The sequence below is a fragment of the Kitasatospora sp. NPDC086801 genome (genome assembly GCF_044745805.1).
Classification (GTDB): Bacteria; Actinomycetota; Actinomycetes; order Streptomycetales; family Streptomycetaceae; genus Kitasatospora.
On record NZ_JBIVAX010000009.1, the window covers coordinates 129,248 to 154,577 of the forward strand.

Here is a 25,330-nt window from a genome sequence, read left to right on the forward strand (position 1 = left end):
GGAGGGCCAGGACGAGCAGCAGGAGCCCACCACGGCGACGGCCGCCTGCCACCGCCGTCATGCCTGGCCCAGCAGCTTCTTGGCTGCGGCGATCCGCTGCTGGGAGATTTCCCTGTCTGCTTGGAGGGCCTGCTCGTTCCTGCCGATGTACACCTGCTGGTAGGCGGTCAGCACGGCATTCCAGGTGGCCAGCAGTTTCACCTGCTCTTTGCAGTTCATGTCGGCGACCGCCGTGTCCCGCTCCTCCTGTGACACCTGCTCCGGCCAGGCCGCCGAACTCGCCTGTACCGGATTCGCGTAGTTGTAACCCAGCTTGGTCATGCAGCTCTGCCAGTCCGCGAGCGAGGCGCGAACTCGGCTGTCGACGGCGGCGTGGTCGTACGCCTTGGCACGGAGGGTGCCGACCAGGTCCGAGGCGGTGTTCTTGACGCCCTCCGCCTGGAGCCGCCGTTCGAACTCTCCCATGCAGCCCCGGTCTGCCTTGGAATCGGCGGCACCGGCCTTGGTCCCGCGATCCCCCGTCAGGGCCTTCTGGTATTCGGGGCCCTGCCCGGACGGATTCCCCGTACCGGAGGTGCCGTTGCCTCCTGGCCTGGGCGGCCGGTGGTACCCGGTCTGCTGCGCGGCGGAGACCGAGAGCAGGCCCAGAAGCGAGGTGTCGATGGGAGTCGGCGGGGGAGGTGTCGACGCCGGCCCGGGGTCGTAGTCGAACCCCTTGGCGGTCATGCAGGTCCGGGTGGCCTGGCCCATGGCCCGGAAGATCAGCGCGGACTCCTCGGCCCCTACCGAGTAGCCGTCCAGCGGATGGGTTACCGGCGAGCCGTCTGCCGGGTCCGCGCCGATCTGCGGGACCACGGGCTCGCCCACGATGTCGGAATCACCGCCCGCCTTCGTGTCGTTGCTGCAACCTGCGGCGAGCACCGCCAAAGCCACTACAGAGATGACCACTTGAGCTCTGTTCATCCGCATTCAACGCGCCACCTTCCTGTCCGACGTCGTCTGTCGACGCAAGCCTCGCACCGTCGTGGCCCCGCCGGAGAGGCGGGGCCACGATCAGTCTCCCCCCGACCGGTGCCGTCCGTCGTCGTCCTCGCGGGCACCTTGGAGCCAGCCCTGCCAGGTCATGCCTGACTGAGCAGGCTCAAGAGGTAGGGCCGACGGTGAGGAGCGGCACGTCGTAGAGGTCGGGGTTCGCGGCCGGGTCATGGTGGGTCCGGCGACCAGGCCGCAGTCCCGCCACCGTCGGAAGAAGGCGTGGACGCGGTCCCACGCGGGAAAGTCCTTCGGCACCGCCCTCCAGGCGATGCCGCCCGGTATCACGTAGAGCACTGCGTCAACCGTCTGACGATGGCAGTCGCCCTCCGGCTGCCCACCCCGCCCTTCCAATCAGGCGAGGACGGACACCGCGTCACGCACGACCGCCCACTCCGCGTCGCCAGATCTCCTGACCCTCGCTCCACCGGTGGATGGGGAGGATAACGGTACTCAAGCGCATGCACCGACGATACGCGCGCGTGCCGAGGACTTTCGGGCCACTCGGGAGCCGGCGGGCTCAGGTCGGCTAGCGTGGCGCCATGGGTACGTTGAGCAGGCGAGAGCTCGCCGCGCTGCCGGCTCCGGCTCCGGATCCGGATCCGGCTCCGGACGGAGCGGAGTGGGTCGAGGCGTACCGCTACTACTGGGCGCAGTGAGCGTCAGGTCTGCCGTGGTGTCCCGAGTGTTGGAACCTTCAGGAGCGAGAGGGCTTGCATGGTCGTCGCCACACGGAGTGAGGACGAGGTGTCGTTGCGACGCCTGATCGAGCGAAGTGCCGAACTGAAGGGGGAGTTGGTCGCCTTCGCGCGGAGCGACCGCTTCGACCGGTGGCTGACTCCCGTCCTGCTGGAGGCCGCAGGCCCTGAGCGACGGCTGGACGAGGGCGAGGCGGTCCGGATCATCGACCACTTCATCCTGCGCTTCCGACTGCCGGACGGTGCGACGGTGGTGGACCGGTTCGTCGCCGGGCGGCGGGACTTGACCGAAGACGACCGGGAGATGCTGCTCGGCTGGCGTGACCCGGTCGAGGGCGTCTTCGAGGTCCGGCGCAAGGACGGGGACGCCGTCGTCCTGCTGAACCTGGTCGACGACCTGGAGTACCGCACGTACTCGAACGTCGGGCCGGCGGCTTTCCGCGGCGTGTCGAAGGGCGGGTTCCTGCTCACCTGTCTGGTGCCCGTCCTCCCGGTCGACGGGGTGTGGCTGGTCTCCGGAACGATGTCGTCCTACCCGAAGTCCAGCGCCACCGAGATCGCGCAGGCCGCTCTCCAACTGGCCGTCAGCCACCCCGAACTGGTGTTCCGCAACCCCGAGAAGATCGAGCAGGGATGGGAGTCGGTGCGGGAGGACCGGGCCGCGTTCGTCGAGTTCTTCGGCGGCGACGAACTGGTTCTTCCGCCCGCCGAGGCCGAGGAGCGGCTCAACGCCTACTACCGGCACCGGCAGGAGGCCGCCGTCGCCGAGCAGCCTGAACGGGCCCGGGGCAGGCGGCTTCCGGGCCTCGGCCTCCCGGCCTTCGAACTGCCGCGAGGGCTCGCGGACTCGGACACGGTCGGCGTCATCTACGACGAGGTCGACGGACTCAACTTCTACGCCGACTACGGGATGCTGCGGGACCTCTTCGCAGACCCGGCCCTCGCGGGCCGCAGGCATGACCAGGACGCGCTGCGCGCATACCTGCGCGAGGAGTCGATCGCGCCGCTGCCGATCCGCCGCCTGGCCGCCGCCCACCCCGAGACGGTCGACGCGGTGTTCCGGAAGCTGCTGCGGAAGCCCGGATTCTCCTGGAGCGAGCACGGCGAGGCACTGCTGCGCCGACGCAAGCCCTGGTACTACGCGCAGGAGCCCCGCCCCGGTGTCTCCGTGGTCGGCGAGCGCCTCGTCGAACTGGCGGCCGGCACCGGACAGCAGAAGTTCACCAGGGCGCGGCGTGTGCCGAGTCAACCCCGTCGCCCGTAGCCGCGAACGCCGTAGCCGCGAACGCCGTAGCCGCGAACGCCGTGGCCGCCGCCGGAGGGCCGCCACCCGGTCAGAGCTGGCGCACGAGGGGCAGGGTGTCCGTGCCGCGCTGCCTCGCGTCGCGGCGGGCGAGGCCCGGCGAGTCGCCGGTGCCGACGAGTCGGCCGTCGGCGACCGCGATCCAGGTGCCTGCGGCCAGTTCGGCGGGCGCGGGGACGGCGAGGGCCGATGCCACGGCGGCGTCCGGCTGGAGGCGGTCGGGGCGCGGGGCCGGGGATTCGGTGCCGGCCCGCCAGCGGGCCGTCGTCCGCTCGCCGCCCAGCCGGCGTGACCACACCACGTGCTGCACCACGATCAGGGGGCCGAGCGCGGTCAGCAGGGGGAAGCCCTCCGTCAGCGCTCCCAGGGCGAACAGCGCACTGACCGCGCTGGTCACGACCACTCCGGCGGCCGCCGCCAGCAACGCGGCCGTCCGTCCGAACGCCTTGGCGGCCACCAGCGGGTACAGCACGAGGAGCAGCAGGTCGCCGAGGCCCACGGCGACCGGCGGGCTGCCGCCCGTCAGGACGAGCATCGGGGCGAACGGCCGCCCCTGGACCTGGGTGACGAAGTGCGCGGTGACCTGCGTCAGTGTGGTCGCCACCAGGTCGTAGCAGGACAGGACGGCGGCCAGGGCGGCCGCGTGCGCCGAACGCATGCCGCTCTGCGTCCACAGGTTGGCCACGCCCACCACCGCGACGGCGAGCATCACGTCGGTGCCGGCGCGCACGGCGACGGGGTGGCCGCTGCACGCCGCCGTGACACCGGCGGCCACGAGTGCCAGGCCCCAGGCCCAGCGGCCGGAGAGGACCGGCGCCAGGGTGAACTGCACCGCCAGGCAGAGCACCAGGCCGAACAGCGCCGAGACGACCACGCCCGGCAGGTTGACGTAGAGCAGCGGAGCCAGCACGACGCCGACGCACAGGACGGCGATGTCGCTGGAGGTGTAGACGCCCACCGGGGGCCTGGGCATCCGCACGCGGACCAGGTACACCCCGGCCACGGCCATCAGTAGGGCCACGCAGCAGCTCAGACCGACGAGGGGGATCACGTTCATGCGCCGCTCCCGGCCCGGACGCCGGCCGGGCGGGCCGACTCGAAGGTGTGTTCCCGCAGGTCCGCGCGGACCGGCCCGGACGGCGGCATGCCCGACCGGTCGTCGTGGAGCACGATCCCGGCCAGCGGCAGCCCCGCCGCCGACGCCCGCTGTTCCAGCCTGCGGTGCAGTGCCGCCGCGGGCAGCGCACGGACCAGGAGGTGCAGCAGCGCGCCCCCACCCGGCTCCTCGGTCAGCGTGTACCTGGCCGGCAGCGGTACGTCCGGCTCCGCCTCGACCAGGTCGAGGACGTCCCTGGTCGGGACGGAGGCGCTGAGCGGCCCCGACCAGCGGCCCAGGACGGCGGACGTGGCCGGCAGGTGCGCCCACTCGCAACCGGCCTCGGCGGCCGGCAGCCGGACCAGGTCGCCGGTGGCGTACCGCAGCAGCAGGGTGCACTCCCGGTAGGGCACGAAGGGGGTGTGCACCAGCATCCCGACCTGCCCCGGCGCGGTCGGCTCCCAGGTCTGCGGGTCGAGCACCTCCAGGTGGCCGAACTCGGTGGTGTGGTGCAGATGCCCCTGGGAACACGGCGTGCCGCCCGAGGGAAGCGTCTCCGTCATCAGGTAGGACGTGGACACCGGCGCGCCGAACGCCGCTTCGGCCCGCTCCCGCAGGGGGGCCGACAGCACCTCGCCGCCCACCCCGATGCTCTCCAGCCCGAAGTCCGCGGACCGCCACCCGCCCTGTTCGGCCTCCTGCACGAGCGCGGAGAGGTACGACGCGGAAGCAGTGAGGTGGGTGACCTGCGGGGCCTTGCCGGGCAGGCCGAGCGGTGCGGCGAGGCGTTCCAGTGCGAGCGCGGGGTCGATCGTCCCGAACTGGACGAACGAGGCGCCGACCCGGGTGGTGGACTCCTCGGCGACGACCAGCGGCAGCGTGGCCCTGGAACAGCCCGCGTAGGCCACGGTGTGCCGGGGGCGCAGCCCCAGGGTCAGGGCCGCCGAGATGGTGCTGAGGGCGATCGTCGTCTCCAACTCGGCCCGGGAGTACCAGACCGCGGTCGGGGTGCCGCTGGTGCCCGTGGTCAGCGCCATCAGGGCGGGCGCGGCGGCGGCGGAGACGAACGCGGCGGGCATGCCGCGCAGGGCCGCCTTCGGGGTGACCGGCACCCGCGACCAGGTCTCCGTGTCGAGCGTCTCGGGGTCGATCCCGAGGTCGCCGAAGGTCCGCTGGTAGTAGGCCGTGTGGCGGGCGGCGGCGCGCGCGGTGGCCCGCAGGCTCCGCCGGGTGACCGTGCGCCGCATCTCCGGGTCGACCTGGCCGGCCTGCCCCGGTAGCAGCGCCGAGTCCGCGCCCGGTTCGCCGAACTCGGCGAGCGTGCGGACCATGTCGTCGGCGATCCGCCCGAGGTCCTGGGGCCGGATCCTGCGGTTGAGCAGGATTGATGCGCCGTACCGGAGTTGACTCACCGCTGTGCCGAACACGAGACCTCCTGGAACCTGGGCCGGGGATCCTCACCCCGGCCCAGGCCGGGACGACTCGGTCAGGCCATGTGCGCGAACATGGCGGCGGTCAGCGTGCTCAGGGCGTACTTGAAGTAGTGCTTGACCATGTCAAGACCTCCTTGTGGGGGTGATGGCCGACGCGGCCGAGCACGCCCGATGACGTGCTCCGGCCCCGGCGGACCGGGAGTGCAGTTTAGGGAATCGAACAAACCTCGGCCAGAGGTGTGACGGCATCACATTCCTTGCCCTGCACGGGCGGTGCCCCAGGAGTCACGGGTGCGCGCGGGTGCGCTGGGCCGGGAGGCGGGGCCCGGGGGCCCGGCGGGCGATCTCGGCGAGGGTGTGGAAGAGGACGTCGCCGAGCAGGACCGGCTCGCGGGAGGCATCCGGGGAGGCATCCGGGGAGGCGTCCGGGGAGGCGGCGGGCGGGATGGTCGGGGGAGGCTCGTCTCGGAGCTGGCGAGTGGGCATGGCTCTTCCTGCCGACGGGGTGGCCGTGCACACTCCTGCCCGCCGCGCCGGGGGGACACCCCGGGTGGCGGGCGAATAGGCCGGAAACGGCGCCTCGGGGGCCGAAAGCCGGAGGTCCGGCGGGTCGGCGGCCCAGTCCGGCGGGTCGGCGACGCGGCCCCGACGGGTCGGCGACGCGGCCCGCCCGCGCCAGTGACCGGCGCGGCACCGATGGGCGAAGATGGACCGGTGACCGAAGCCCGTACCGCACCCCGCCTCATCGCCACCGACCTGGACGGCACCCTGCTGTGCGCCGGCGGCACCGTCAGCGAACGCACCGCCGCGGCCCTGGCGGCAGCGGAGGCGGCCGGGGTGCAGGTGGTGTTCGTCACCGGGCGTCCGCCGCGCTGGATGCAGCAGGTGAGCGCGCACACCGGCGGCCACGGGGTGGCGATCTGCTCGAACGGCGGCGCGGTGGTGGACGTGCGGCGCGGTGAGCTGTTGGAGTCGTTCCCGCTGCCGGCGGAGACCGCGCTGGCGGTGATCGAGGTACTGCGCGCCAAGCTGCCCGGCACCGCGTTCGCCTTCGAGTACCCGGCCGGGTTCGCCCGCGAGCCCGGGTACGAGGTGCCGATGTGGGGCGAGGAGGAGGACCACCCGGTCGGCCCGGCGGAGGAGCTGCTGGGGGCGGGCGGACCGGTGCGGGGCCTGTTCAAGCTGCTGGCCAAGCACCCGGACCTCGACCCGGACAAGCTGCTGGGCGAGGCCCGGGACGCGGCCGGGCACCTGGCCGAGATCACCCGCTCGGCGCCGATCCCGCTGCTGGAGATCAGCGCGCCCGGCGTCACCAAGGCCAGCACGCTGGCCCGCTGGTGCGCCGGGCACGGGATCGACCGGAGCGAGGTGGTGGCCTTCGGCGACATGCCGAACGACCTGGAGATGCTGGACTGGGCCGGCACCGCGTACGCCGTCGCCAACGCGCACCCGCAGGTGCTGGCGGCGGTGCCGCTGCACACCGTGAGCAACGAGCAGGACGGCGTCGCGGCGGTGCTGGAGGAACTGCTGCGGCTCCCCCAGGGCCCGGCCCCGGAGCGGCCCCAGCGCTTCGGCTAGGGCCCCGGAGCGGCCCTAGCCGAAGCGGCCGTTCACGTAGTCGGAGGTCCGCTGGTCGCGCGGGTCGCCGAAGACCTGAGCGGTCGGCCCGGCCTCCACGATCCGGCCCGGGGTGTCGTGGGTGGCCAGGAAGAAGGCGCAGGTCTGCGAGACGCGCTGGGCCTGCTGCATGTTGTGGGTGACGATCACGATGGTGAGCCGCCCGCGCAGTTCGGCGATGGTCTCCTCGACCCGCCGGGTGGAGGTCGGGTCGAGTGCGGAGCACGGCTCGTCCATCAGCAGGATGTCCGGCGAGACCGCCAACGACCGTGCGATGCACAGGCGTTGCTGCTGCCCGCCGGAGAGCGCGCCGCCCGGGGTGTGCAGCCGGGTGGAGACCTCGTCCCAGAGCCCCGCCCGGCGCAGGCTGGTCTCCACCAGGTCCCGCCGCTCATCCTTGGAGACCTTGATCCCGGCCAGCTTCAGCCCGCTGGCGACGTTGTCCTGGATGGACATCGCCGGGAACGGGTTGGGCCGCTGGAACACCATGCCGATCCGGCGCCGCACCTCGGCGGGGCGCCGCCCGGGCCGGTAGACGTCGTCGCCCTCCAGCAGCACCTCGCCGGCGAGCGCGGCACCGCGCACCATCTCGTGCATCCGGTTGAGGATCCGCAGGTAGGTGGACTTGCCGCAGCCGGACGGGCCGATCAGCGCGGTGACCTCGCCGGCCGGCATCGCCAGCGAGACCCGCTCCAGCACCTTGCGGGCGCCGAACCAGGCGGAGACCTCCCGGGTCTCCAGCCCGGCCAGCGGCCCGCCGCCGGGGTGCGGGGCGGACGGCAGCGGCGGGAGGGTGAGGGTGTCGGCGGCCGGGTCGGTCGCCGGGGCGTCGGCCGTCGCCAGGCCGGTGCTCGGGGTGTCGGTCATCGGTGCATCCGTCATCGGTACGGCCTTCCGGGCGCGCTTCAGTAGAGGTTGGGCAGCAGGGCGGCGGCGTTCTCGTAGACCGCCCAGAGCAGCGCGCCGACCACCGGCACGAGGCTCAGGTAGGCCGCCGACGACCGCCAGTACCGGGCCAGCAGGAGCGCGCCGAGCACCGCGCCCAGCAGGCCGAGCGACCACAGCTGCAGCGTGGCCAGCGCGCCCTTGTCGGCGGCCAGCGCCTTGTCGTACGGGACGGTCCGGGGCCGGCCGCCGGGGTTCTGCTCGGGGTCGCCGTCCAGCCGGGCGCCGACCATCACGGTCGAGCCGGGGATCCAGTCCGAGTCCCCGGTGACCAGAACGAGCCGGTTGCGGGCCGGGTCGGCGATCGGGTGGTCGCCGTCGCCGTACACGTTGACGGTGTAGGTGAACCTGCCCTGCCCGGTGGTGGCCTCGATCTTGTCGCCGACCCGGAGCCCGGACAGTTCGGCGAAGGGCGCGCCGAAGGTGGCGCCGCGGCCGAACACCACCGCGACGCCGCCCTGGCCGGGCAGGGCGGTGTCCCGGCGGTGGCCGGGCCCGCGCATGAGGTCCCGGCCGGTGGTGCCCTCGACCACGACGGCCTGGTGCAGGCCGATCGCCGGGATGTCCAGCAGGGCCACCGGGGCGCCGTCGGCGGCGGCGCCGGTGGGGGCGACGGCCCGGGCGAGCTGGTCCCGGAAGGTCTTGTACGCGGTGGACTGGAAGTGCCGCTCCTGGACGTGCGAGAGCGTGAACAGGTAGCCGACGAAGCCCAGCACCAGCGCGGCCAGCAGGCTGGCCACCCAGGCGCCCTGGAGGAAGCGGCGCCGCACGGGGGTGACGGCGGGCCCGGCCGCGGGGGTCGCGGCGGGCGGGCCCGCGGGCGTGGCCGGCCGCGCGGGGGCGGCCGGCTTCTCCAGCACCGGGGCGGTCACGAGGCGCCGTCCGAGGACTTGCGCCGGCGCAGCAGCCGGCGCCCGAGCAGCGGCGGGACGAGCACCACGGCGAGCAGTTCGAGGGCGGTGAGCGTGCTCAGCGTCCAGTCCTCGGGCTTGCCGGCCACCTCGACCACGTTCGCCGCGACGTCGCTGCCGCCGCCGCGGCCGCGGGCGACCACCTGGCCGGTCTGCGGGTCGACCACGTCCTCGGTGCCCGGGTCGCCCGACGCGGCGCCGGCCGCGTTCGGGTCCGCGCCGGCCCCGCCGTCGGCCGCCGCGCCGCCGTCCCCGGCACCGCCGGCGCCGGCTCCACCCGCACCGCCGGCGCCGCCGGCCGCACCACCGCTCGTACCGCTGCCGGTCCGGCCCGCGCCGCCGCTGCCGCCGCCCGTACCACCCGTACCGCCGGCGCCACCGGTACCGCCGGCCGCGCCGCCGCCACTGCCGCCGCTGCTGGAACCGCCGGCGCCCGAACCGGTCTTGACCGCCTGGCCGTCCTGCACGGTGCAGTCCAGCGGAGCGCCCTGCTTGTCGCACGGGCTCGGCATCGGCGCGTTCTTGAGGACGGTCAGCTCACCGGCGGAGTTGAAGGTCGGGTTGGCGCAGTTGGACAGGGAGTCCGGATCGACCGGGCTGGCGTTGCCGGGGATGCTCCTGGTCTGCAGCAGGCCGCCCTTGACCAGGCCGCGCGGGATCGGCGAGTAGCCGAGGCCGTCCGCCTCGCCCTGGCCCTCGCACAGCACGTAGGCGAGGAAGCGGCTGAGGGCACTGCCCTTGTCGTTGTTGAAGCGGGGCGGCGGGGGCAGCGCGGCCCCGGAGCGCGGCACGATCACGTAGCTGTAGCTGGAGATCGGGTAGGAGCGCGGGTCGTCCATGGTGTAGACGCCGTCGAGGTTCTGCTGCAGGTAGTTCGGGTCGGACACCGGGGTGTTGTCGTCGACGCCGCGGATCTTCGCCGCGGTGAGCGCCACGGCGACGTTGGAGGCGGTCGGCAGCGAGTAGTAGCCGGCCTGGTTGAGCACCTTCACGACCGGCCAGTTGCTGCGCTTGGCGAAGGCGTACTCGTCGTAGCCGATGGTGCCGAGACCGGAGGAGGCCTTGATGTAGCCGGCGACGACGTCCGAGCCGTTCTGGGCGACCATCCGGCCGGACGGCGGGAAGAACTCGGTGTAGTCACCGCAGGAAACGCCGTTGACGGAGGAGCAGTACGCGTCCCACTGGTCCTTGTGGGTGTGCTCCATCCAGCGGGTGAACTGCGCGGTGGCGCCGGAGCCGTCCGAGCGGACCACCGGGGTGATCGGCAGGTTGGGCAGCGTCTTGCCGTAGTCGGCGGTGATCTTCGGGTCGTTCCAGTTGGTGATCTTGTTGGTGAAGATGTCGACCACGGTCTGCGGCGAGAGCCGCAGGTCGCGGACCTGCTTGCCGCCGACCACCAGGTTGTACATGAAGGTGGTGCCGCCGGCGGTGATCGGTACGTACGAGAAGCCGTAGGTCGGCTGCTCCGCGCTGCCCTGGCCGTTGCGGCGGCCCGCGTCGTTCACGCCGGCGTCGGGCGTGGTGCGGAACGGCACGTCGGAGGCGGTGAAGTCGTTCTGCCCGAGGGTCCAGGAGTTGCGGCCGGCCGCCGAGCCGACCGGGTTGAAGCTGATCTGGATGCCCTGCGACCCGACGTCCTGGCGCCACTGGTCGATGGCCGGACCGGCCCAGCTGGAGCCGTCCGCGCTCAGCGCGACGCTCGCCGCGAAGGCCCGGGAGCCCGGCCCCAGCATCGGCGCGGCCGCGAGCAGCAACAGGGACATCAGCAGGGCGAGCGCGCGGGCCACGGGGCGGCCGGCAGCCTCCCACGACATGGGGACTCCTCTGGGACGGAGGGTGGTTGGGTGGGTCATCAGCTGTTCCCGGGGAGTGGGACGGCGGTGGCCGACGCATGGGCGGACGCGGTCCGCGCCAGCGCCGGACGGACGGTGTCGGACGGCCGGGCGGCTCGTGCGGCGGCCTCGGCGCGCCGCGCCTCCAGGTCGATCCGGCGCTTCTGCCGCCTGGTCAGCTCACCCGGCTTGCGGCCGCCGAGCACGCGCGCGGTGACGAAGAGGATCAGCACCAGGACCATCAGGGTCAGTCCGGCCGCGAAGGCGCGGGCGACCATCTCGGGGTAGGGCTGCTTGACGTAGTTCCAGATGTACAGCGGCAGCGACACCTGGTGCTCGTGGAACGGGTCGGCGTTGAACTGCGAGGTGAAGCCCGAGGTCAGCAGGACCGGCGAGGTCTCCCCGACGCCGCGCGCCATGCCGAGCACCACCGCCGTCACCAGCCCGGGCCGGGCGGTGGGAAGCACCACGTTCCACACCGTGCGCCACTGGCTGCCGCCGAGCGCGTACGAGGCCTCCCGCAGGGTGCCGGGCACCAGCCGGATGACCACCTCGGCGGCCCGGGTGACGATCGGCATCATCATCACGGTCAGCGCCAGCGAGGCCGCGAAGCCGCTCTTCTCGAAGCCGAAGGTGATGATGAAGACGCCGAGGATGAACAGGCCGGCCACGATGGAGGGCAGCGCGGTCATCGCCTCGACCAGCGTCCGCACCGGGCGCGCCAGCCGGCCGCCGACCTCGGACATGAAGATCGCCGCCGCGATGCCCAGTGGCACCGCGAACAGCGTTGCCAGGCCCAGCTGTTCGAGCGATCCGACGATCGCGTTGAGCGCGCCGCCGGAGGTGATCGGGGAGAGCGCGGCGGTCCGCTCCATCGACTCGGTGAAGAAGTTGACGTGCTGGGCCGCCTCGTAGCCGCGGCTGGCCACGTAGCCGATCTGGTCGGCGATCAGCGCGACCACCAGCAGCCCGGAGCTCCAGGAGGCCACCGACACCAGCCGGTCGCGCACCATCAGCTTGCCCCACTGGAGCCGGCCGAGCGCGAAGTAGCCCGCCAGGAACAGGAGGTACCAGCAGACCAGGAAGCCGAACGCGCCGCTGAACGGCAGCACCCGCTCGTACAGCAGCCAGTTCAGCGCCAGCGAGCCGGCCAGTGAGCCGGCCACGGTGAACACGTCCTCGCGGGTCACACCGCCGAGCCGCACCTTGGTCTGGGGGCGCGGTGGCGCGGCCTCGGCAGGCACCCCGGCGGAGCCGGGGGGCGTCGGACCTCCGGGCTCGGACGCGGCGACCGGTGGCAGGTCGAGCGTGGTCATCGGGTCGTCCCTTCGACGCGGTGGGTCATGTCGGTACGCCGCCTCAGTCCGCGGTGGAGGCCCCGGAGCGGGACCGGTTGATCACGAAGCCGGCCGCCACGTTGACCAGCAGGGTCAGCGCGAACAGCACCAGGCCGGCTGCCATCAGCGCGGAGAGCGAGAGCGCGTCCGACTCGCCGAAGCGCAGCGCGATGAGCGCCGAGATCGAGTTGGCGCCGTTCTCCAGGATGTGCGTGATGGTCTTGAAGCTCGGCGAGACGATCAGCGCGACCGCGATCGTCTCCCCCATCGCCCGGCCGAAGCCCAGCATGATCGCGCCGATCACCCCGCCCTTGCCGAACGGCAGGACCACCGCGCGCACCATCCCCCAACGGGTCGAGCCCAGCGCGTACGCGCCCTCCCGCTCGCCCTGCGGGGCCTGGGAGAACACCTCCCGGCTGAGCGAGGTCACGATCGGGATGATCATCAGCGCGACGACCACGCCCGCGATGAAGGTGGAGGAGGTGTAGGAGGTGCCGATGTCGCCGGTGCGCACCTTGAGGAAGGGGATCGTGTCGCCGAGGTGGTTGGTCAGCCAGCGGACGAAGCCGATGATGCGCGGCTGGAGGAAGAACAGCCCCCACAGGCCGTAGATGATGCTGGGGATCGCCGCCATCAGGTCGACCAGCGAGATCAGCGCCGCCCGCAACCGGACCGGCGCGTACTCGGAGATGAAGATCGCGGTGAAGAGGGCGACCGGGACGGCGATCACCAGGGCGATGACGGCGATCAGCAGGCCGTTCGGCAGGACGGCCGCGATGCCGAAGTTGTGCGCGGCGGTCTGCCACTTCTGCTCGGTCAGGAAGGACCAACCGACCGCGCGCAGCGCGTCCGTGCCCCGCAGGACCAGGAAGAACGCGATCATCCCCATGATCGCGAAGACCGAGAGCCCGGCGACCCGCAGCACCCCGCGGAACAACCGGTCGCCCGGGGTCGCGGGGGCGGTGATGGTGCGCGGGACGTCCCGGTCGGGCCCGTGGTCGGGTTGGCCTGGCACCCCGGCGTACGGTGCCGCGGGCTCGGCGGCGGATGTCATGGTCTGCTCTCCGTGCTCGGGTGCGGGGGACGGATCCGGTGCGTACCCATTCGGCCAGCCGCAGGTGGCCGGATCGGGTCGCGCGTGTGTACGAGGGCCCAACGCGGCAACTCGGTAGCGGAGTTGGGAACTCCGAATGGCCGGACCGGACCGGCGGATGACGTGTCGGTACTGGGGTTTCTCACCCAAGTCCTTTGATGTGGAAGGTATTTGACTTCGATCACGGGTGGTCGGACCATTGGCCGATTCCGTTCCAGACGCAACGCGCGTTGACTCCAAGCGACTTCACCCATGCGAAAACGACTCGGCGGGGCCGAAACGGCGGCCCGCCGAGTCGTTCTTCGGTGATTCCGTGGTGTCACCGCGTCAGACCGTCACGGACGGCGGCGCACCCGCGACCAGCCCTTCCGCACCTCCGCCAGCGCCCGCGCCCCGGCGGGCGTCCCGCCCAGGAAGAGCGCCGCCGGACCGCCGACCAGCAGCACCAGGCCGCCGATCAGCGCGACGGGCAGCAGCAGCCGCGCGGCGCCGGAGCGGTCGGGCGCCGGAGTACCGGCGGCGACGGGTGCGGCGGACAGCGACTTGCCGGGCGCGCTGGGCGCCGCACCGGGCTTGGCACCCGCACCGGCACCCGCCGCCGCTCCGCCGGCCGCCGCCCCCGCTCCACCGGCCGCGGCGCCCGCACCGGTGCCGGACAGGCCACCGCTGGAGGACCCGTCGGACCCGCCGGACGCCAGGTCCCCGGTCCCGCCGGAGGCCGCAGCCCCGCTCCCGCCGGACGCCCCGCCCTCACCGACCTGGGTGACCGGGGCGACGCCCTGCCCACCCCCCGTGCCGGAGGCCGGCGTCGAACCGTCACCGCCGGTCGCGGGCGGGTTCGGCGGCGCGGCCTGGTTGCCGGGCAGCTTGGCGTCCTGCGCCTCCAGGTGGCCGATCGCGTCCGCGGTCTGGGTCCGCTGGGCGGCGGTCAGGGCGAGGAAGCCGGGGGCGAGGTGGCCGGGCTCGTACCCGTAGACCTGACCGGTGGTGGTCACCGCGCGCATGAACTTGGTCATCGCGGCCACCTTGCCGGCCGCGACGTCCTTGGTCGGGAGCATCGCGTACTGCACCGAGGTCAGCGGGTAGGCCTTCTGGTCACGCGAGAGGGCCGAGTCGGAGGTGCCGTACGGCAGGGACTGCACGCCGGTGGCCTGGTCGACGGTCATGTCGGCGACGGCCGCCTGGAAGCCCGGGCCGTCCGGTGCGACGAAACCGCCGGCCGGGTTGAGCAGTTGGGCCTCGGGCAGCGAGTAGGCCTTCGCCTCACCGGTGTCCATGATCGCGAACAGCGTCCGCTTCCCGATCTTGAGCGGCGGGCACAGGTCGTGCGAGCCGTCCGACTTCGTGTCCCCGTTGACGCAGTTGGGCTGGTTCCACAGCACCTTGCGCACCACGTCGTTCAGCCCGGTCGAGATCGGGTTCCACTCGAACTGCTTCCAGTTGCGCTTGGCGTCCTCCTTCGCGTCCGGGATCCCCGAGGAGTCCTGCCGGACGAGGGAGTCGGTCGGGTAGCCGGAGAAGGCGGGGCGCAGGTAGAAGCTGTCCACGTGCATGCCCCACGGGTCGGGCTCGCCGTCCAGGAAGCGCACCGCGTCGGGGTCCGAGGCGATCCACGACGTCAGCTGGTACGTCATGTCCGCCGTCCCGCCGAACACCGTCGGGGTGGTGGTGTTGGAGAGGCAGCCCGTGGGCCAGGAGACCGTGCCGTCCGGGGGCAGCGGGTTCAGCTTCTGGAACTCCGGGTCGTCGAAGATGCAGATCGGGTTGCCCTTCACCGACGGGATCGCGGCGCCGGGCGAGGCGTAGGACTGCGTGAGCAGCTTGGCCAGCAACCGCGCGTTGAGCTTCATGCCCCTGATCTGCCGACCGGTGTTCGGGTCGTCCACGACGAACACCACGGAGATTCCCGAGGTCGCGATCGGCGCGTACACGTACGGGCGCGGTGGCGGCGCCTGGGTGTCCGGCCGGGACGCCAGCGCCATGTCGCCGTTGCCCGACAGGAAGTCCGTGCGGGCCTGCGCGTCGCCGTTCGCGAAGCCGTACGTGAGCGACATCGGCTCGGTGCCCTGGCACAGCCCGGCCTGCCACTGCGCCATCGCCCGCTTGGCCGGTTCGAGTCCGGCCACCCTGAAGGCCGCGTGCTGGTCCGGACAGGCCGCCGCCGTGGGGGCGAACTCCAACGGCACCACCGCGCGGCGCTCCCAGGAGCACTGCTCGGACGTCTTCATGTTCGTGTAGCGGTTGATGGTGCCGTTGAGCTTCAGGTCGGACGCCATGCCGAAGTCCAGGTCCAGGCTGTGGTTGTCGCAGCCGAGGACGCCCTTGCGGGTCTTGTCCGCCCAAGCGATGGAGTCGCCACCGTAGTTGGGCTCGATGACCAGCGAACACGGGTGCTTGTCGTCACAGCCCAGGGTGGGGCTCTGGTCGGCCGTGTAGAGCTCGATGTCCGCGAAGCCCGAACCGTCCGCGCCCGTGACCGAGACGACCATGTTCGACGGGTAGTCGGGGAAGGTCGTCCCCGGGGCGGGCGTCTTCTGCTGGAAGCCCGCTGCCGCGTCGGCGTTGTACAGGGTGCTGTCGTAGCAGTCGGTGACCTTGGGGTCGGTGCCCCGGCACTGGTACACCCGCACCTGGTAGAAGGGCTGCTCGCTGCGCGGTGCCGGCCCGTTCAGCCAGGGATCGCCGTTGGCGTCCGAGGTCGGGGTGAACCCCTTCCAGCCGACGTGGACCACCTGGTTGACCAGGTTCTTGGTCTGCGCGACGCTCACGCTCCCCTCGGCGCCGTACACGCCGTCGTTCGGCTGCCACACCTTGGGCCCCGGCACCGTGACGGCGGAGTCCTCCGCCACGGCCTGCGGCAGAGCCCCCAGGCCGATCGGCAGCACGCCGATCGCGACCACCGACGACCACACCATCGCGAGAGCGGGCAGTCGGCGGCGCCACCGGCCCAAAGGTCTCCGGTCGGGCGGTCGGACTCTCATGGCGGGCACCTCCGTGCGATTGCGCGCCGCCGGGAGACGCGGCGCAGGGGATCAGGCATCGAGCGGCCAACGATTCCGGTACCCGTCCATTCGGCCAGCCACAGATGGCCGGATCCGGTCGCGCGCGTGTACGAGACCACAACGCGGCACCTCGGTAGCGGAGTTGACGCCTCCACGGGAAAACAGGCCCGCGCCTGTCGGCACGGGCCTGGACCAACCGGTGGGCGATGCTCAGCCGTTGACGGTCAGCGCGAAGGAACCGACCGCCTGGCCGTTCGTGAAGAAGGCGGTGTTCAGCTTGCCGTCGAGGAACTGCGCACCCGCGGCGTCCACGGTGAGGGCGGACGCGGTCAGGGACTGCGTGGTACCGCTCTGCTCGGTCCGCTGAAGGCCGGCCGGCTTGAACAGCGGGACCGGGTCGGTGGCGCCGTCCGGCACACCGGTGAGGCGCCAGTCGTCGGCGCTGAACGCGAGCTGCTTGAAGAGCACGCTCTTACCGGTGAAGACATCGACGAACAGCAGGCTGCCGCCGAGCGTCGCGTTGCCGTAGTAGCCGCGCAGATTGACGCTGCCGCCGGTCACCGGGAGGCTCGTCGACAGGCCCGCGGTGGTGTTGTAGGAAACGCCGGCGTTCGGCAGCGGGACGATGAACACGCCGTTGCCCGCCGCGGCCTGGAGGAAGGTGTTGTTCTCGGTCACCACGGCGCTGCCGGTGGGGGCGGGAGCGGCGTCGGCCGCGGCCACGCCGCTGAAGGCGGTGACGGCGAGGACGACCGCGACGCCGCCGGCGAGGAACCGACCGGTGGTACGGGACATGCTGGTCTCCTTGGGAGAGGAAGGTTTCGCGCTGGGGGTGGAGCACCGGTCCGAGGACCGGCCGACGGGTCCGACCGGAGCCGGACCCGTGGTTCAGGGGTGCGGTACGGAGCCACAGGTGGGCAGCGCGAGGTTCCGCGTCCCGCCGGGTCGGCGGCGACGGTGGGGCGCGGGGTGCCCCGTGGTCTCGGGTGAGGGTGGCGACACCGCAGGGCCGCGGTCGGCAGCAGGTGGGCGTGGTGGTCGAGGGCCGGCCGGTTCATCGCCGGCCCGTTCCCTTCGACACGCCCTGCCGGTGGGCCGGCGGCCACGGGCGCGAAGCCCGTGGCCGCCGGATGGTGCGGGGTGGATCAGGTGAGGGTGCGGGGTGGATCAGCTGAGGGTGCGGGGTGGATCAGGTGAGGGTGGCGACACCGCAGGCCGGGGTGGCCAGGAAGCCGTAGCTCGCCAGGTCGGCGGCGGCGACCGGGTCGGTGCAGATCCAGCCGTTGGAGCCGAAGATCGCCTGGAGCGCCTGGCCGTGCGCGTCGGTCGCCGTCCACTCGGTGTCGCGGACCACGTTGTAGACCACGCGGCCGAAGGAGGAGTTGGCGAACTTGGTGTTGATCACGTTGTTGGTAACCGGGGTCAGGGTGGCGCCGTTGACCACGATGTTGCGCAGGGTCAGGCTGCCGGGGGCGTCGGTCGCCGTGCCGTGGCCGCCGACGGTCTGGCCGAGGTAGTGGGCGACGGAGTAGGGGAAGACGACGTTCGGGTCGGTCAGGTTGGCGTCGGTGCCCTCGTTCTCCTCCGGGCCGGTGGTGACGCAGGCGCCGGGGGTGGTCACGCCGATCGCACCCAGGAAGAAGGAGCGCGTGCCGGAGTCGGCCTGCGGCAGGAACGGCTTGATGGTGGCGTTCGGCAGGCTCGCGTTGATCTGGTTCCAGTTGGTGGTGGTGCAGTTGTAGATCGCGGTCAGCTGCGCCGAGGTCAGCTGCGCCGGGGCGTTGCCGGCGCTCGGGGCGGACCAGGTGACGGCGTCCTTGGCGAGCGCGACGAAGTCCAGGCCGTGGGCGTCGCTCGCCGCCGGGCCGCGCGAGGAGCGGGCGAAGTCCACGGTCGCGCTGGTGTTGGCGACCAGGGCCTTGATGCCGGCGCCGGAGCCGTTCGGGCGGGCGATCGAGGTGGCACCGGTCTTGGTGGTGATCGGCGAGGTGCCGGTCGCGTCCCAGCTGTACAGGTGCGGCGCGGTGGAACCGGCGCCCAGGGAGGCGTTGTAGTCGGCCGAGAACTGGTTCAGCAGCACCTGGATGGTGTCCGAGCCGACACCCACGATGTCCTGGGCGGCCGGGGTGACGCCGGCCGCCGGGTCGGCGACGGCCGAGCCCGAGGCGACGGTGGCGAGGGAGGTCGCCAGGGCGGCAACGGTGAGCAGCTTGGCAGCGGTCTTACGCATGTTTCTCTTCCTCCGGTGGGAGAGACGTCCATCGCGTGAACCCGTGCTCTGGTTGGGAGCCCGGGGCCGGTGGCCGCGTCCGCTGCGGCCGCTCCGGCAGTGCAGATCCTGTCCGGCCCGGAGGTTCCGCCGGAAGAGAGGTCGAGGGCGGGTCGGGATTGTCGACTCATCGGTTCGACGAGGTTTAGCGACTGGTCAGCGGGCCCGCGACAGAGGGGAAAGGGGGTGGTCACAGGCCTGGGACGTTCTTCTCCAAGTGGCGACTCGGGGTGTTGCCGGAAACCTGCGCTTCACCGGAACTGCACGTGAGCCCCGGCCGCCTCACAGCGGCCAGCGGCCGTCCCGACCGCCCCGCCGCAACTCCTGCCCCACCCACTGGAGTCCGGACAGGAAGCCCTCGGCGCCGGCCTGGCACTGGTCGCGCCGCAGGTAGCCGCGGGCGCTGCGCGCGACCGGGGCGGGCTCGGCCGCCATCCGCCGGGTGCTGCGCGCCGGCAGGTAGGCGGACCACACCCACTGCCGGCCCTCGGACTGGGCCACCGAACATCGAAGGGCCGCCCGCTCGATCAGCAGCACCCGGACCGCCTCGGCGAGTTCCTCCTCGCTGCGGTAGGTGCGCACGCCCACGCCGAGCGGCCGCCCGTTGGCGGCGCGCAGCGCCCAGCCCAGGCAGCGCTCGGGTGCGGGGACGATCAGCAGGCGGGGGCCGCGCCCCTCAGCGGCCATCGAGTCGTCTCAACGAGACGGTGTTCCGGGGGAGTTCACGGGCCGGCAGGTCGCGAGCGGGCCGGCCACGGACAGGCCGTTCGCCGACGGGCCGCTCGCGAGCGGGCAGATCACGAACCGGGAGTTCGCGGACGGGCAGCTCCCGCGCGGGCTGTTTGGCCAGCAGCACGACGAAGCGGCGGAAGGCGTTCTGGCAGGTCGCGTACCGCTCGTACGCGCGGCTGGAGCGCACCTCGGGCAGGCTGCGCGACCCGGGGACGACCCAGATCCAGCCGATGCCGTCCCGGACGTGGGTGATCCGCGCGGTGAGTTCGGCGGCCCCGACGCGTAATCCGTCGAAGCCGCGCTCGGCCTCGCCGGGCGTCTCGAACGTGGCGGCCGTGATGGCCACCACCCGCCCGTTCGACGCCTTCAGCTGCCAGCGGTAGCGCCCGTCCGGGGCACGCTCCGTCCTGAACCCGCCCCGACTTGCTCCTGCTGCGGTGTTCCCGCGGCCAGACGCGTCCACTGCTCCCCCGTCCGGTTACCCCTCCGAGACCGGACGCAAAGCTATGTGTGCACACGGACCCGCGGAAAGCCCAGAACGTTCACAACTTGCGGTGTTGGTCGGGAAGTTCTCCCTCGTTTAACTTTCACCGGCCGGCCGCCGAGAAGGCGAGCGGGAACGGGGCCGGGCTCAGAGCCGGGCCGTCCAGCGGACCATGGTGCCCTTCCCGTACGGCCCGGCCTCGTGCCAGGCGGCGCCGCCGAGCGCCTCGGCCCGCCGGGTCAGGTTGAGCAGGCCGCTGCGCCGGCCGCCCGCCGGGATGCCGACGCCGTCGTCGGTCACCGTCAGCAGCACGCCCGGCCGCCCGCCCCGGTCCAGCGACTCCGGGTCCCCGCTCACCGGTCGACCGGAGTCGTCCAGGTGGGCGGTCGCGTCGATCTCGACGCCGACCCGGGAGGCCCGCGCGTGCCGGGCCGTGTTGGAGAGCATCTCCCGTAGTGCGGCGAGCAGTTGGCGGCCGTTCTTCTCTTCGACCAGGCTCTCGACCGGGCCGACGAAGCTCACCGACGGCTTGAAGCCGAGCGCGGCCGCGGCCTGGCTGGCCTCCCGCAGCACCCGGGTGCGCAGGGTGTCCGGCGCGTCGCCGTGGTTGTCGTGCTGGAGGGCGTAGATGGTGGTGCGGACCTCCTGGATGGTGGCGTCCAGTTCGTCCACCGCCTTGCCGATGCCGACCTTCACCTCGGGCACCACGGAGCGCCGGGCCGCGCTCTCCAGCATCATCCCGGTGGCGAACAGCCGCTGGATCACCAGGTCGTGCAGGTCGCGGGCGATCCGGTCGCGGTCCTGGAAGACGGCCAGCCGCTGCTGGTCGCGCTGGCCCTCGGCGAGCCGCAGGGCCAGCGCGGCCTGCGAGGCGAAGGTCTCGGCGAGCTGCTTCTCGGTGTCGGTGAACGGCAGGGCGCCGCGCGGGCGCCAGACGCAGAGCCCACCGAGCACCCGCCCGGCGGCGACCATCGGGACGGCCATGGACGGGCCGAAGGCGCGGGCGAGCCGGATCAGCACGGTCGGGTCGCTGGACATGTCGTCCAGGTAGACGCTCTCCCCCGCGAGCAGCTGGGCCGCGAAGCTCTCCCTGGGCAGCAGCTCGCCCCGGACGAACTCGGCGGCCTCGCCGGAGGCGTGGGCGACCCGCATCTGCCCGTCGCCGTCCTCCGTCGGTTCCGTCGGGAGCAGGATCATGCCGAGCGCGGCGTCCGCCAGCTCCCGGACCTGCTCGGCCGCGACGGTGAGCGCGGTCTCGGCCTGGTCGGTGGAGAGCAGCGCCGTGGTGACGGCGGAGGCGCCGGCGATCCAGCGTTCCCGGCGGCGGCCCTCCTCGTACAGCCGGGAGTTCTCGATGGCGACGCCGGCCGCCGCGGCGAGCGCGTGCACCACCTGCTCGTCCTCGGGGGTGAAGGCGCCGCCGCCCTTCTTCTCGGTGAGGTAGAGGTTGCCGAAGACCTCGTCGCGGATCCGGATCGGCTCGCCGAGGAAGGTCTTCATCTCCGGGTGGTGCGGCGGGAATCCGGAGGAGCGCGGGTCGGTGCCGAGGTCGGCGAGCCGCAGCGGTTCGGGGCGGTCGATGAGCGCGCCGAGGATGCCGCGGCCGGCGGGCAGTTCGCCGATCGCGGCGGCGGTGTCGTCGTCGATGCCGACGTGGATGAAGTCGGCCAGGCCGGTGCCGCCGGGGGCGATCACCCCGAGGGCCGCGTACCGGGCGTCGACGAGTTCGGCGGCGCCGGTGGCGATCCGGTGCAGGGTGGCGTGCAGGTCGAGCCCGGCGCCGATCGAGACCACCGCCTCCAGCAGCCGCTGCATCCGGTCGGTGACCGCGGCGGCCGACTGCAGGCGCTCCGCGACCTCGGTGACCAGGGTGTCCAGCCCGAGCGAGGCGATCTCCGGCACCCGGTGGGGTGTCGGCTCGGGGGCGGCGGGGAGGTCTGGCGTGGGGTCCATGCAGAAAGCCTAGTTTGTACGGTTTTCAGCCGAAGGACGGCGCGACTGGAGCAGCGCCTCCGACCGGCGCTCCGACGGCACGCCCCGGCAGCGCCCGGCAGGCCGTCCCGACCGGCTCCAGCAGCCCGTCCGCCTCCCGCTCCCGCCGCCACATCGCGTGCAGCCGCCCGTCCTGGTCCGCGACCAGCTCCGACCAGCGGCCGCGCTCGGCGACCCGGCCGCCGTCCAGCACCAGCACCTCGTCGACCGTGGTGTCGTCCAGTCCGGCCAGCCGGTGGGTGATCAGCACGGTGGTGCGGCCCTCGGTGGCGGCCAGCAGGTCGGCGGTGAGCGCGTCGGCGGTGGGCAGGTCGAGGTGTTCGGCGGGCTCGTCCAGGACGAGCACCGGGAAGTCGGCGAGCAGGGCCCGGGCCAGTGCGAGGCGCTGCCGCTGGCCGCCGGAGAGCCGGGCGCCGTGCTCGCCGACCATGGTGTCCAGGCCGTCGGGCAGGGTCAGCGTCCAGTCCAGCAGCCGGGCGGCGGCGAGCGCGGCGCGCAGGTCGTCCTCGGTGGCGCCCGGCCGGGCCAGCCGCAGGTTCTCCCGCAGCGAGCTGTCGAAGACGTGGGCGTCCTGGGCGCACAGTCCGATCACCCGGCGGACGTCCTCGCCCGCGAGCGCGCGACTGTCCACAGCCTGTGGACGGCCGCCGGCGAAGGTGACGGCGCCCGCGCTCGGCTCCAGGAACCGCAGCAGTGCCTGGGCCAGGGTGGTCTTGCCGGAGCCGGACGGGCCGACCACGGCGATCCGGCGGCCGGCGGCGAGGTCGAGGTCGACCCCGGTGAGCGCGTCCACGGCCTGCCCGGGGTGCCGGACGGTCAGTCCGCGCACCGCGACCGGCAGCGGCTGTTCGGGCAGCGCCACCGGCTCCGCGGGCTCGGCCACCGGCACCGACGCCTCCAGCACCTCGTCCAGCCGGGCCCGGGCGGCCCGGCTGCGCTGGCGCGCCTGGACGGCCAGCGGCATCCCGGTGACGGCCTCGAAGACCGCCAGCGGTGTGAGCACGACCACGGCCAGGCAGACCGGCGCCAGCGCGCCGCCGTGCACCCCCTGGACACCGACGGCCGCCGCGGCGGTCACGGTCAGCCCGGTGAGCAGCGCGATCAGCCCGGTGCCGAGCGCGGTGGTGGCCGCCGAGCGGGCGGCCAGCCGGGTGAGCGCGGCGTCGGCGCTGCGGACGGCGGCGAGTCGGCCGGGCAGCGCGCCGGCCACGGTGAGTTCGGCGGTGCCGGTGAAGGCGTCGACGACGGTGGTGGCGAGCCGCCCGCGCTCCGGGGCCTGCCGCCGTTCGGCGCCGGCCGACCAGCGGGCGGCCAGCGCGGGCACCACCGCGCCCGCGAGCAGCAGCCCGAGCCCGAGCACGACCCCGGCGGCGGGCAGGAAGGCACCCATCGCGACCGCAGCGGCCAGCGAGACCACGCCCGCCACGGCGGCCGGCAGCCGCCAGCGCAGGTGGTGGTCCTGGATCGCGTCGACGTCGGCGACCAGCCGGGAGAGCAGGTCGCCGCGCCGGAAGGCGGGCAGCCCGGCCGGGGCGAGCGCGGCGAGCCGCCGGTAGACGGCGGCCCGCAGGGTGCCGAGGGTGCGCAGCACGGCGTCGTGCGAGACCAGCCGCTCGGCGTAGCGGAAGACGCTGCGGCCGATGCCGAAGGCCCGTACCGAGGTGACGGCCATCATCAGGTAGAGCACCGGCGGCATCTGGGAAGCCCGGGAGATCAGATAGCCGGAGGTCGCCATCAGGGCGACGGCGCAGCCGAGGGCGAGCGCGCCGAGCAGGACGAACAGCGCCAGCCGGGGGGTGGCGGCGGCCGCCTCGGGCTCGTCCTCCGCCACGGCGGGGGCGGGCGTCGGCCGCCCGCTGTGCGCGGGCCGCTCGGCCGCAGCGGCAGCCGGAGCCGGAGCCGCACCCGCCAGCCGGACCCGCTGGTCGGCGACGGCCAGCAGCGCCGGCCGGTGGGCGACGATCAGCACGGTGCGCGCCGGGTCCTCGGCGAGCGTCCGGACGGCGTCCACGACGGCGGCCTCGGAGGCGCCGTCCAGGCCGGCGGTCGGCTCGTCGAGGAGGACCAGCGGCCGGTCGTCGGCGAGCAGCACCCGGGCGAGCGCGAGCCGCTGCCGCTGCCCGGCGGAGAACCCGGCGCCGTCCTCGCCGAGCGGGGCGTCCAGCCGAGTGACGAAGTCGAGTGCGTGCGCGGCCCGCAGCGCCGTCCACAGCTGCTCGTCGGTGGCCTCCGGGCGGTAGAGCCGCAGGTTCTCGGCGACCGTCCCCGCGAACAGGTGCGGGTGCTGCGGCACCCAGGCGATCTGCCGCCGCCAGCTCGCCGGTTCCAGTGCGGCCAGGTCGTGGGTCCGCCCGTCGGCGGCGGTGATCCGGACGGCGCCGGCGTCCGGGGCGACGAGGCCGAGCAGGACGGCGAGCAGGGTGGACTTGCCGGCCCCGCTCGGGCCGGTGAGGGCGGTGGTGGCGCCCGGGCGCAGGGTCAGCGTGGCGCCGTCCAGCGCGGGCTCGGTCCGGCCGGGGTGGCGCACGACCAGGTCGGAGGCGGCGACGACGGCCCCGGTGAGGGCGGGTGCGGGCACCGTGCCGGCGGCGGGCAGCGGGGTCTCCAGCACCTGGAAGATCTCGTCGGCGGCGGTCAGGCCCTCCACGCTGGAGTGGTAGAGCGCGCCGACCTGGCGGATCGGGAAGTACACCTCGGGGGCGAGGATCAGGATCAGCAGCCCGGTCTCCAGGTCGAGCGTGCCGTCCACCAGCCGGAAGCCGACGGTGACCGCGACCAGCGCGACCGACAGGGTGGAGAGCAGTTCCAGCGCGAAGGAGGAGATGAAGGCGATCCGCAGGGTGCGCAGGGTGGCGCGGCGGTAGTCGGCGGTGATCCGGGCGATGGTGGCGGCCTGGGCGCGGGCCCGGTTGAACACCTTGAGGGTGGGCAGCCCGGCCACCACGTCGAGGAAGTGGTGCGAGAGCCGGGCCAGGGTGCTCCACTGCCGGTCCATCCGGCTCTGGGTGGCCATCCCGATCAGCACCATGAACAGCGGGATCAGCGGCAGCGTCCCGGCGATGATCGCGGCCGAGGTGAAGTCCGCGCCGACGATCCGCAGCAGCACGATCACCGGGACGACGACGGCGAGCGCCAGCTGCGGCAGGTAGCGGGCGAAGTAGTCGTCCAGCGCGTCGACGCCGCGGGTGGCGAGGGTGGTGAGTTCGCCGGTGCGCCGGCCCGCCAGGTAGGCCGGGCCGAGCGCGGTGGCGTGGTCGAGCAGCCGGCGTCGCAGGGTGGACTTCACCCGGGCGACGGACCGGTGCGCGGTGAGTTCGGTGAGCCAGCCGACCAGCCCGCGCCCGACGGCCGTCAGGGCGAGCAGCAGCAGTGGCGTGGTCAGTTCGCCGAGGGTCGCATGGCGCTGGAAGGCGCGGACGACGATCTCGGCGATCAGACTCGCCTGGGCGACCACCAGGGCCGCGCCCGCCCCGCCGAGGAGCACGGATCCGGCGAGGAAGGCACGGGTGGTGCGGGCGTACCCGAGGAGTCGGGGGTCGACCGGCTTCACGGCG

General features: G+C 73.3%; 19 protein-coding genes. 2 read left to right on the forward strand and 17 right to left on the reverse strand.

The window, feature by feature from the left end; all coding sequences use genetic code 11:
- Positions 1 to 57 precede the first annotated feature (57 nt).
- Complete coding sequence (locus tag ACIPLC_RS13735) at positions 58 to 969, reverse strand: hypothetical protein (protein WP_400473151.1); 912 nt, start codon at positions 967 to 969, stop codon at positions 58 to 60.
- An 84-nt stretch (positions 970 to 1,053) separates the two neighbouring features.
- Entirely contained in the window at positions 1,054 to 1,386 is a 333-nt protein-coding gene (locus ACIPLC_RS13740; RefSeq protein WP_400473152.1) for a transposase, read from the reverse strand.
- Between the two features lie 393 nt (positions 1,387 to 1,779).
- Between ACIPLC_RS13740 and ACIPLC_RS13745 the strand changes: the two genes are divergently transcribed.
- On the forward strand, positions 1,780 to 2,994 hold the full coding sequence (locus tag ACIPLC_RS13745; RefSeq protein WP_400473153.1) for a hypothetical protein: 1,215 nt from the start codon (positions 1,780 to 1,782) through the stop codon (positions 2,992 to 2,994).
- A 70-nt stretch (positions 2,995 to 3,064) separates the two neighbouring features.
- On the opposite strand, the gene ACIPLC_RS13750 is transcribed toward ACIPLC_RS13745, so the two are convergent.
- The 3 genes from ACIPLC_RS13750 to ACIPLC_RS13760 form a co-directional block, all read right to left on the reverse strand.
- The gene (locus ACIPLC_RS13750) at positions 3,065 to 4,090 is read right to left on the reverse strand and encodes a hypothetical protein (RefSeq protein ID WP_400473154.1); all 1,026 of its coding nucleotides are present in this window, start codon (positions 4,088 to 4,090) and stop codon (positions 3,065 to 3,067) included.
- A complete protein-coding gene (locus tag ACIPLC_RS13755) occupies positions 4,087 to 5,556 on the reverse strand; it encodes a phenylacetate--CoA ligase family protein (RefSeq protein WP_400473155.1) in 1,470 nt (489 codons plus the stop codon). Before ACIPLC_RS13755 ends, ACIPLC_RS13750 begins: the two co-directional genes overlap by 4 nt.
- Before the next feature lie 291 nt (positions 5,557 to 5,847).
- Positions 5,848 to 6,048 (reverse strand): hypothetical protein, encoded by a 201-nt coding sequence (locus ACIPLC_RS13760; RefSeq protein WP_400473156.1) that lies wholly within the window; start codon positions 6,046 to 6,048, stop codon positions 5,848 to 5,850.
- Between the two features lie 210 nt (positions 6,049 to 6,258).
- On the opposite strand from ACIPLC_RS13760, the gene ACIPLC_RS13765 reads away from it, so the two are divergent.
- The gene (locus tag ACIPLC_RS13765) at positions 6,259 to 7,140 is read left to right on the forward strand and encodes an HAD family hydrolase (RefSeq protein WP_400473157.1); all 882 of its coding nucleotides are present in this window, start codon (positions 6,259 to 6,261) and stop codon (positions 7,138 to 7,140) included.
- Positions 7,141 to 7,155: 15 nt separating this feature from the next.
- Here the strand turns inward: ACIPLC_RS13765 and ACIPLC_RS13770 are convergent, their stop codons facing one another.
- From ACIPLC_RS13770 to cydD, 12 genes are all read right to left on the reverse strand, one after another.
- Positions 7,156 to 8,046 (reverse strand): phosphate ABC transporter ATP-binding protein, encoded by an 891-nt coding sequence (locus ACIPLC_RS13770; protein WP_400473158.1) that lies wholly within the window; start codon positions 8,044 to 8,046, stop codon positions 7,156 to 7,158.
- A gap of 38 nt (positions 8,047 to 8,084) precedes the next feature.
- A complete protein-coding gene (locus ACIPLC_RS13775; protein WP_400473159.1) occupies positions 8,085 to 8,996 on the reverse strand; it encodes a class E sortase in 912 nt (303 codons plus the stop codon).
- Positions 8,993 to 10,849 carry a substrate-binding domain-containing protein gene (locus ACIPLC_RS13780; RefSeq protein WP_400473160.1) on the reverse strand — a complete coding sequence of 619 codons (1,857 nt, stop codon included), beginning with the start codon at positions 10,847 to 10,849 and terminating at the stop codon, positions 8,993 to 8,995. Before ACIPLC_RS13780 ends, ACIPLC_RS13775 begins: the two co-directional genes overlap by 4 nt.
- 38 nt (positions 10,850 to 10,887) lie before the next feature.
- Positions 10,888 to 12,183 carry a phosphate ABC transporter permease PstA gene (gene pstA, locus ACIPLC_RS13785; RefSeq protein WP_400473161.1) on the reverse strand — a complete coding sequence of 432 codons (1,296 nt, stop codon included), beginning with the start codon at positions 12,181 to 12,183 and terminating at the stop codon, positions 10,888 to 10,890.
- Positions 12,184 to 12,226: 43 nt separating this feature from the next.
- A complete protein-coding gene (pstC, locus tag ACIPLC_RS13790) occupies positions 12,227 to 13,258 on the reverse strand; it encodes a phosphate ABC transporter permease subunit PstC (RefSeq protein WP_400473162.1) in 1,032 nt (343 codons plus the stop codon).
- A 374-nt stretch (positions 13,259 to 13,632) separates the two neighbouring features.
- Positions 13,633 to 16,278, reverse strand: coding sequence for a hypothetical protein (locus ACIPLC_RS13795; RefSeq protein ID WP_400473163.1), 2,646 nt, complete (start codon positions 16,276 to 16,278; stop codon positions 13,633 to 13,635).
- A gap of 231 nt (positions 16,279 to 16,509) precedes the next feature.
- Positions 16,510 to 17,094, reverse strand: coding sequence for a hypothetical protein (locus ACIPLC_RS13800; RefSeq protein WP_400473164.1), 585 nt, complete (start codon positions 17,092 to 17,094; stop codon positions 16,510 to 16,512).
- A gap of 394 nt (positions 17,095 to 17,488) precedes the next feature.
- Positions 17,489 to 18,529, reverse strand: a complete 1,041-nt coding sequence (locus ACIPLC_RS13805; protein ID WP_400473165.1) for a PstS family phosphate ABC transporter substrate-binding protein — start codon at positions 18,527 to 18,529, stop codon at positions 17,489 to 17,491.
- Between the two features lie 321 nt (positions 18,530 to 18,850).
- Positions 18,851 to 19,255 carry a hypothetical protein gene (locus ACIPLC_RS13810; protein WP_400473166.1) on the reverse strand — a complete coding sequence of 135 codons (405 nt, stop codon included), beginning with the start codon at positions 19,253 to 19,255 and terminating at the stop codon, positions 18,851 to 18,853.
- Positions 19,245 to 19,649, reverse strand: a complete 405-nt coding sequence (locus ACIPLC_RS13815) for a hypothetical protein (RefSeq protein WP_400473167.1) — start codon at positions 19,647 to 19,649, stop codon at positions 19,245 to 19,247. The genes ACIPLC_RS13810 and ACIPLC_RS13815 overlap by 11 nt, the downstream gene beginning before the upstream one ends.
- A 282-nt stretch (positions 19,650 to 19,931) precedes the next feature.
- Complete coding sequence (locus tag ACIPLC_RS13820) at positions 19,932 to 21,737, reverse strand: GAF domain-containing protein (protein WP_400473168.1); 1,806 nt, start codon at positions 21,735 to 21,737, stop codon at positions 19,932 to 19,934.
- Between the two features lie 25 nt (positions 21,738 to 21,762).
- Complete coding sequence (cydD, locus tag ACIPLC_RS13825; protein ID WP_400473169.1) at positions 21,763 to 25,326, reverse strand: thiol reductant ABC exporter subunit CydD; 3,564 nt, start codon at positions 25,324 to 25,326, stop codon at positions 21,763 to 21,765.
- Positions 25,327 to 25,330 lie beyond the last annotated feature (4 nt).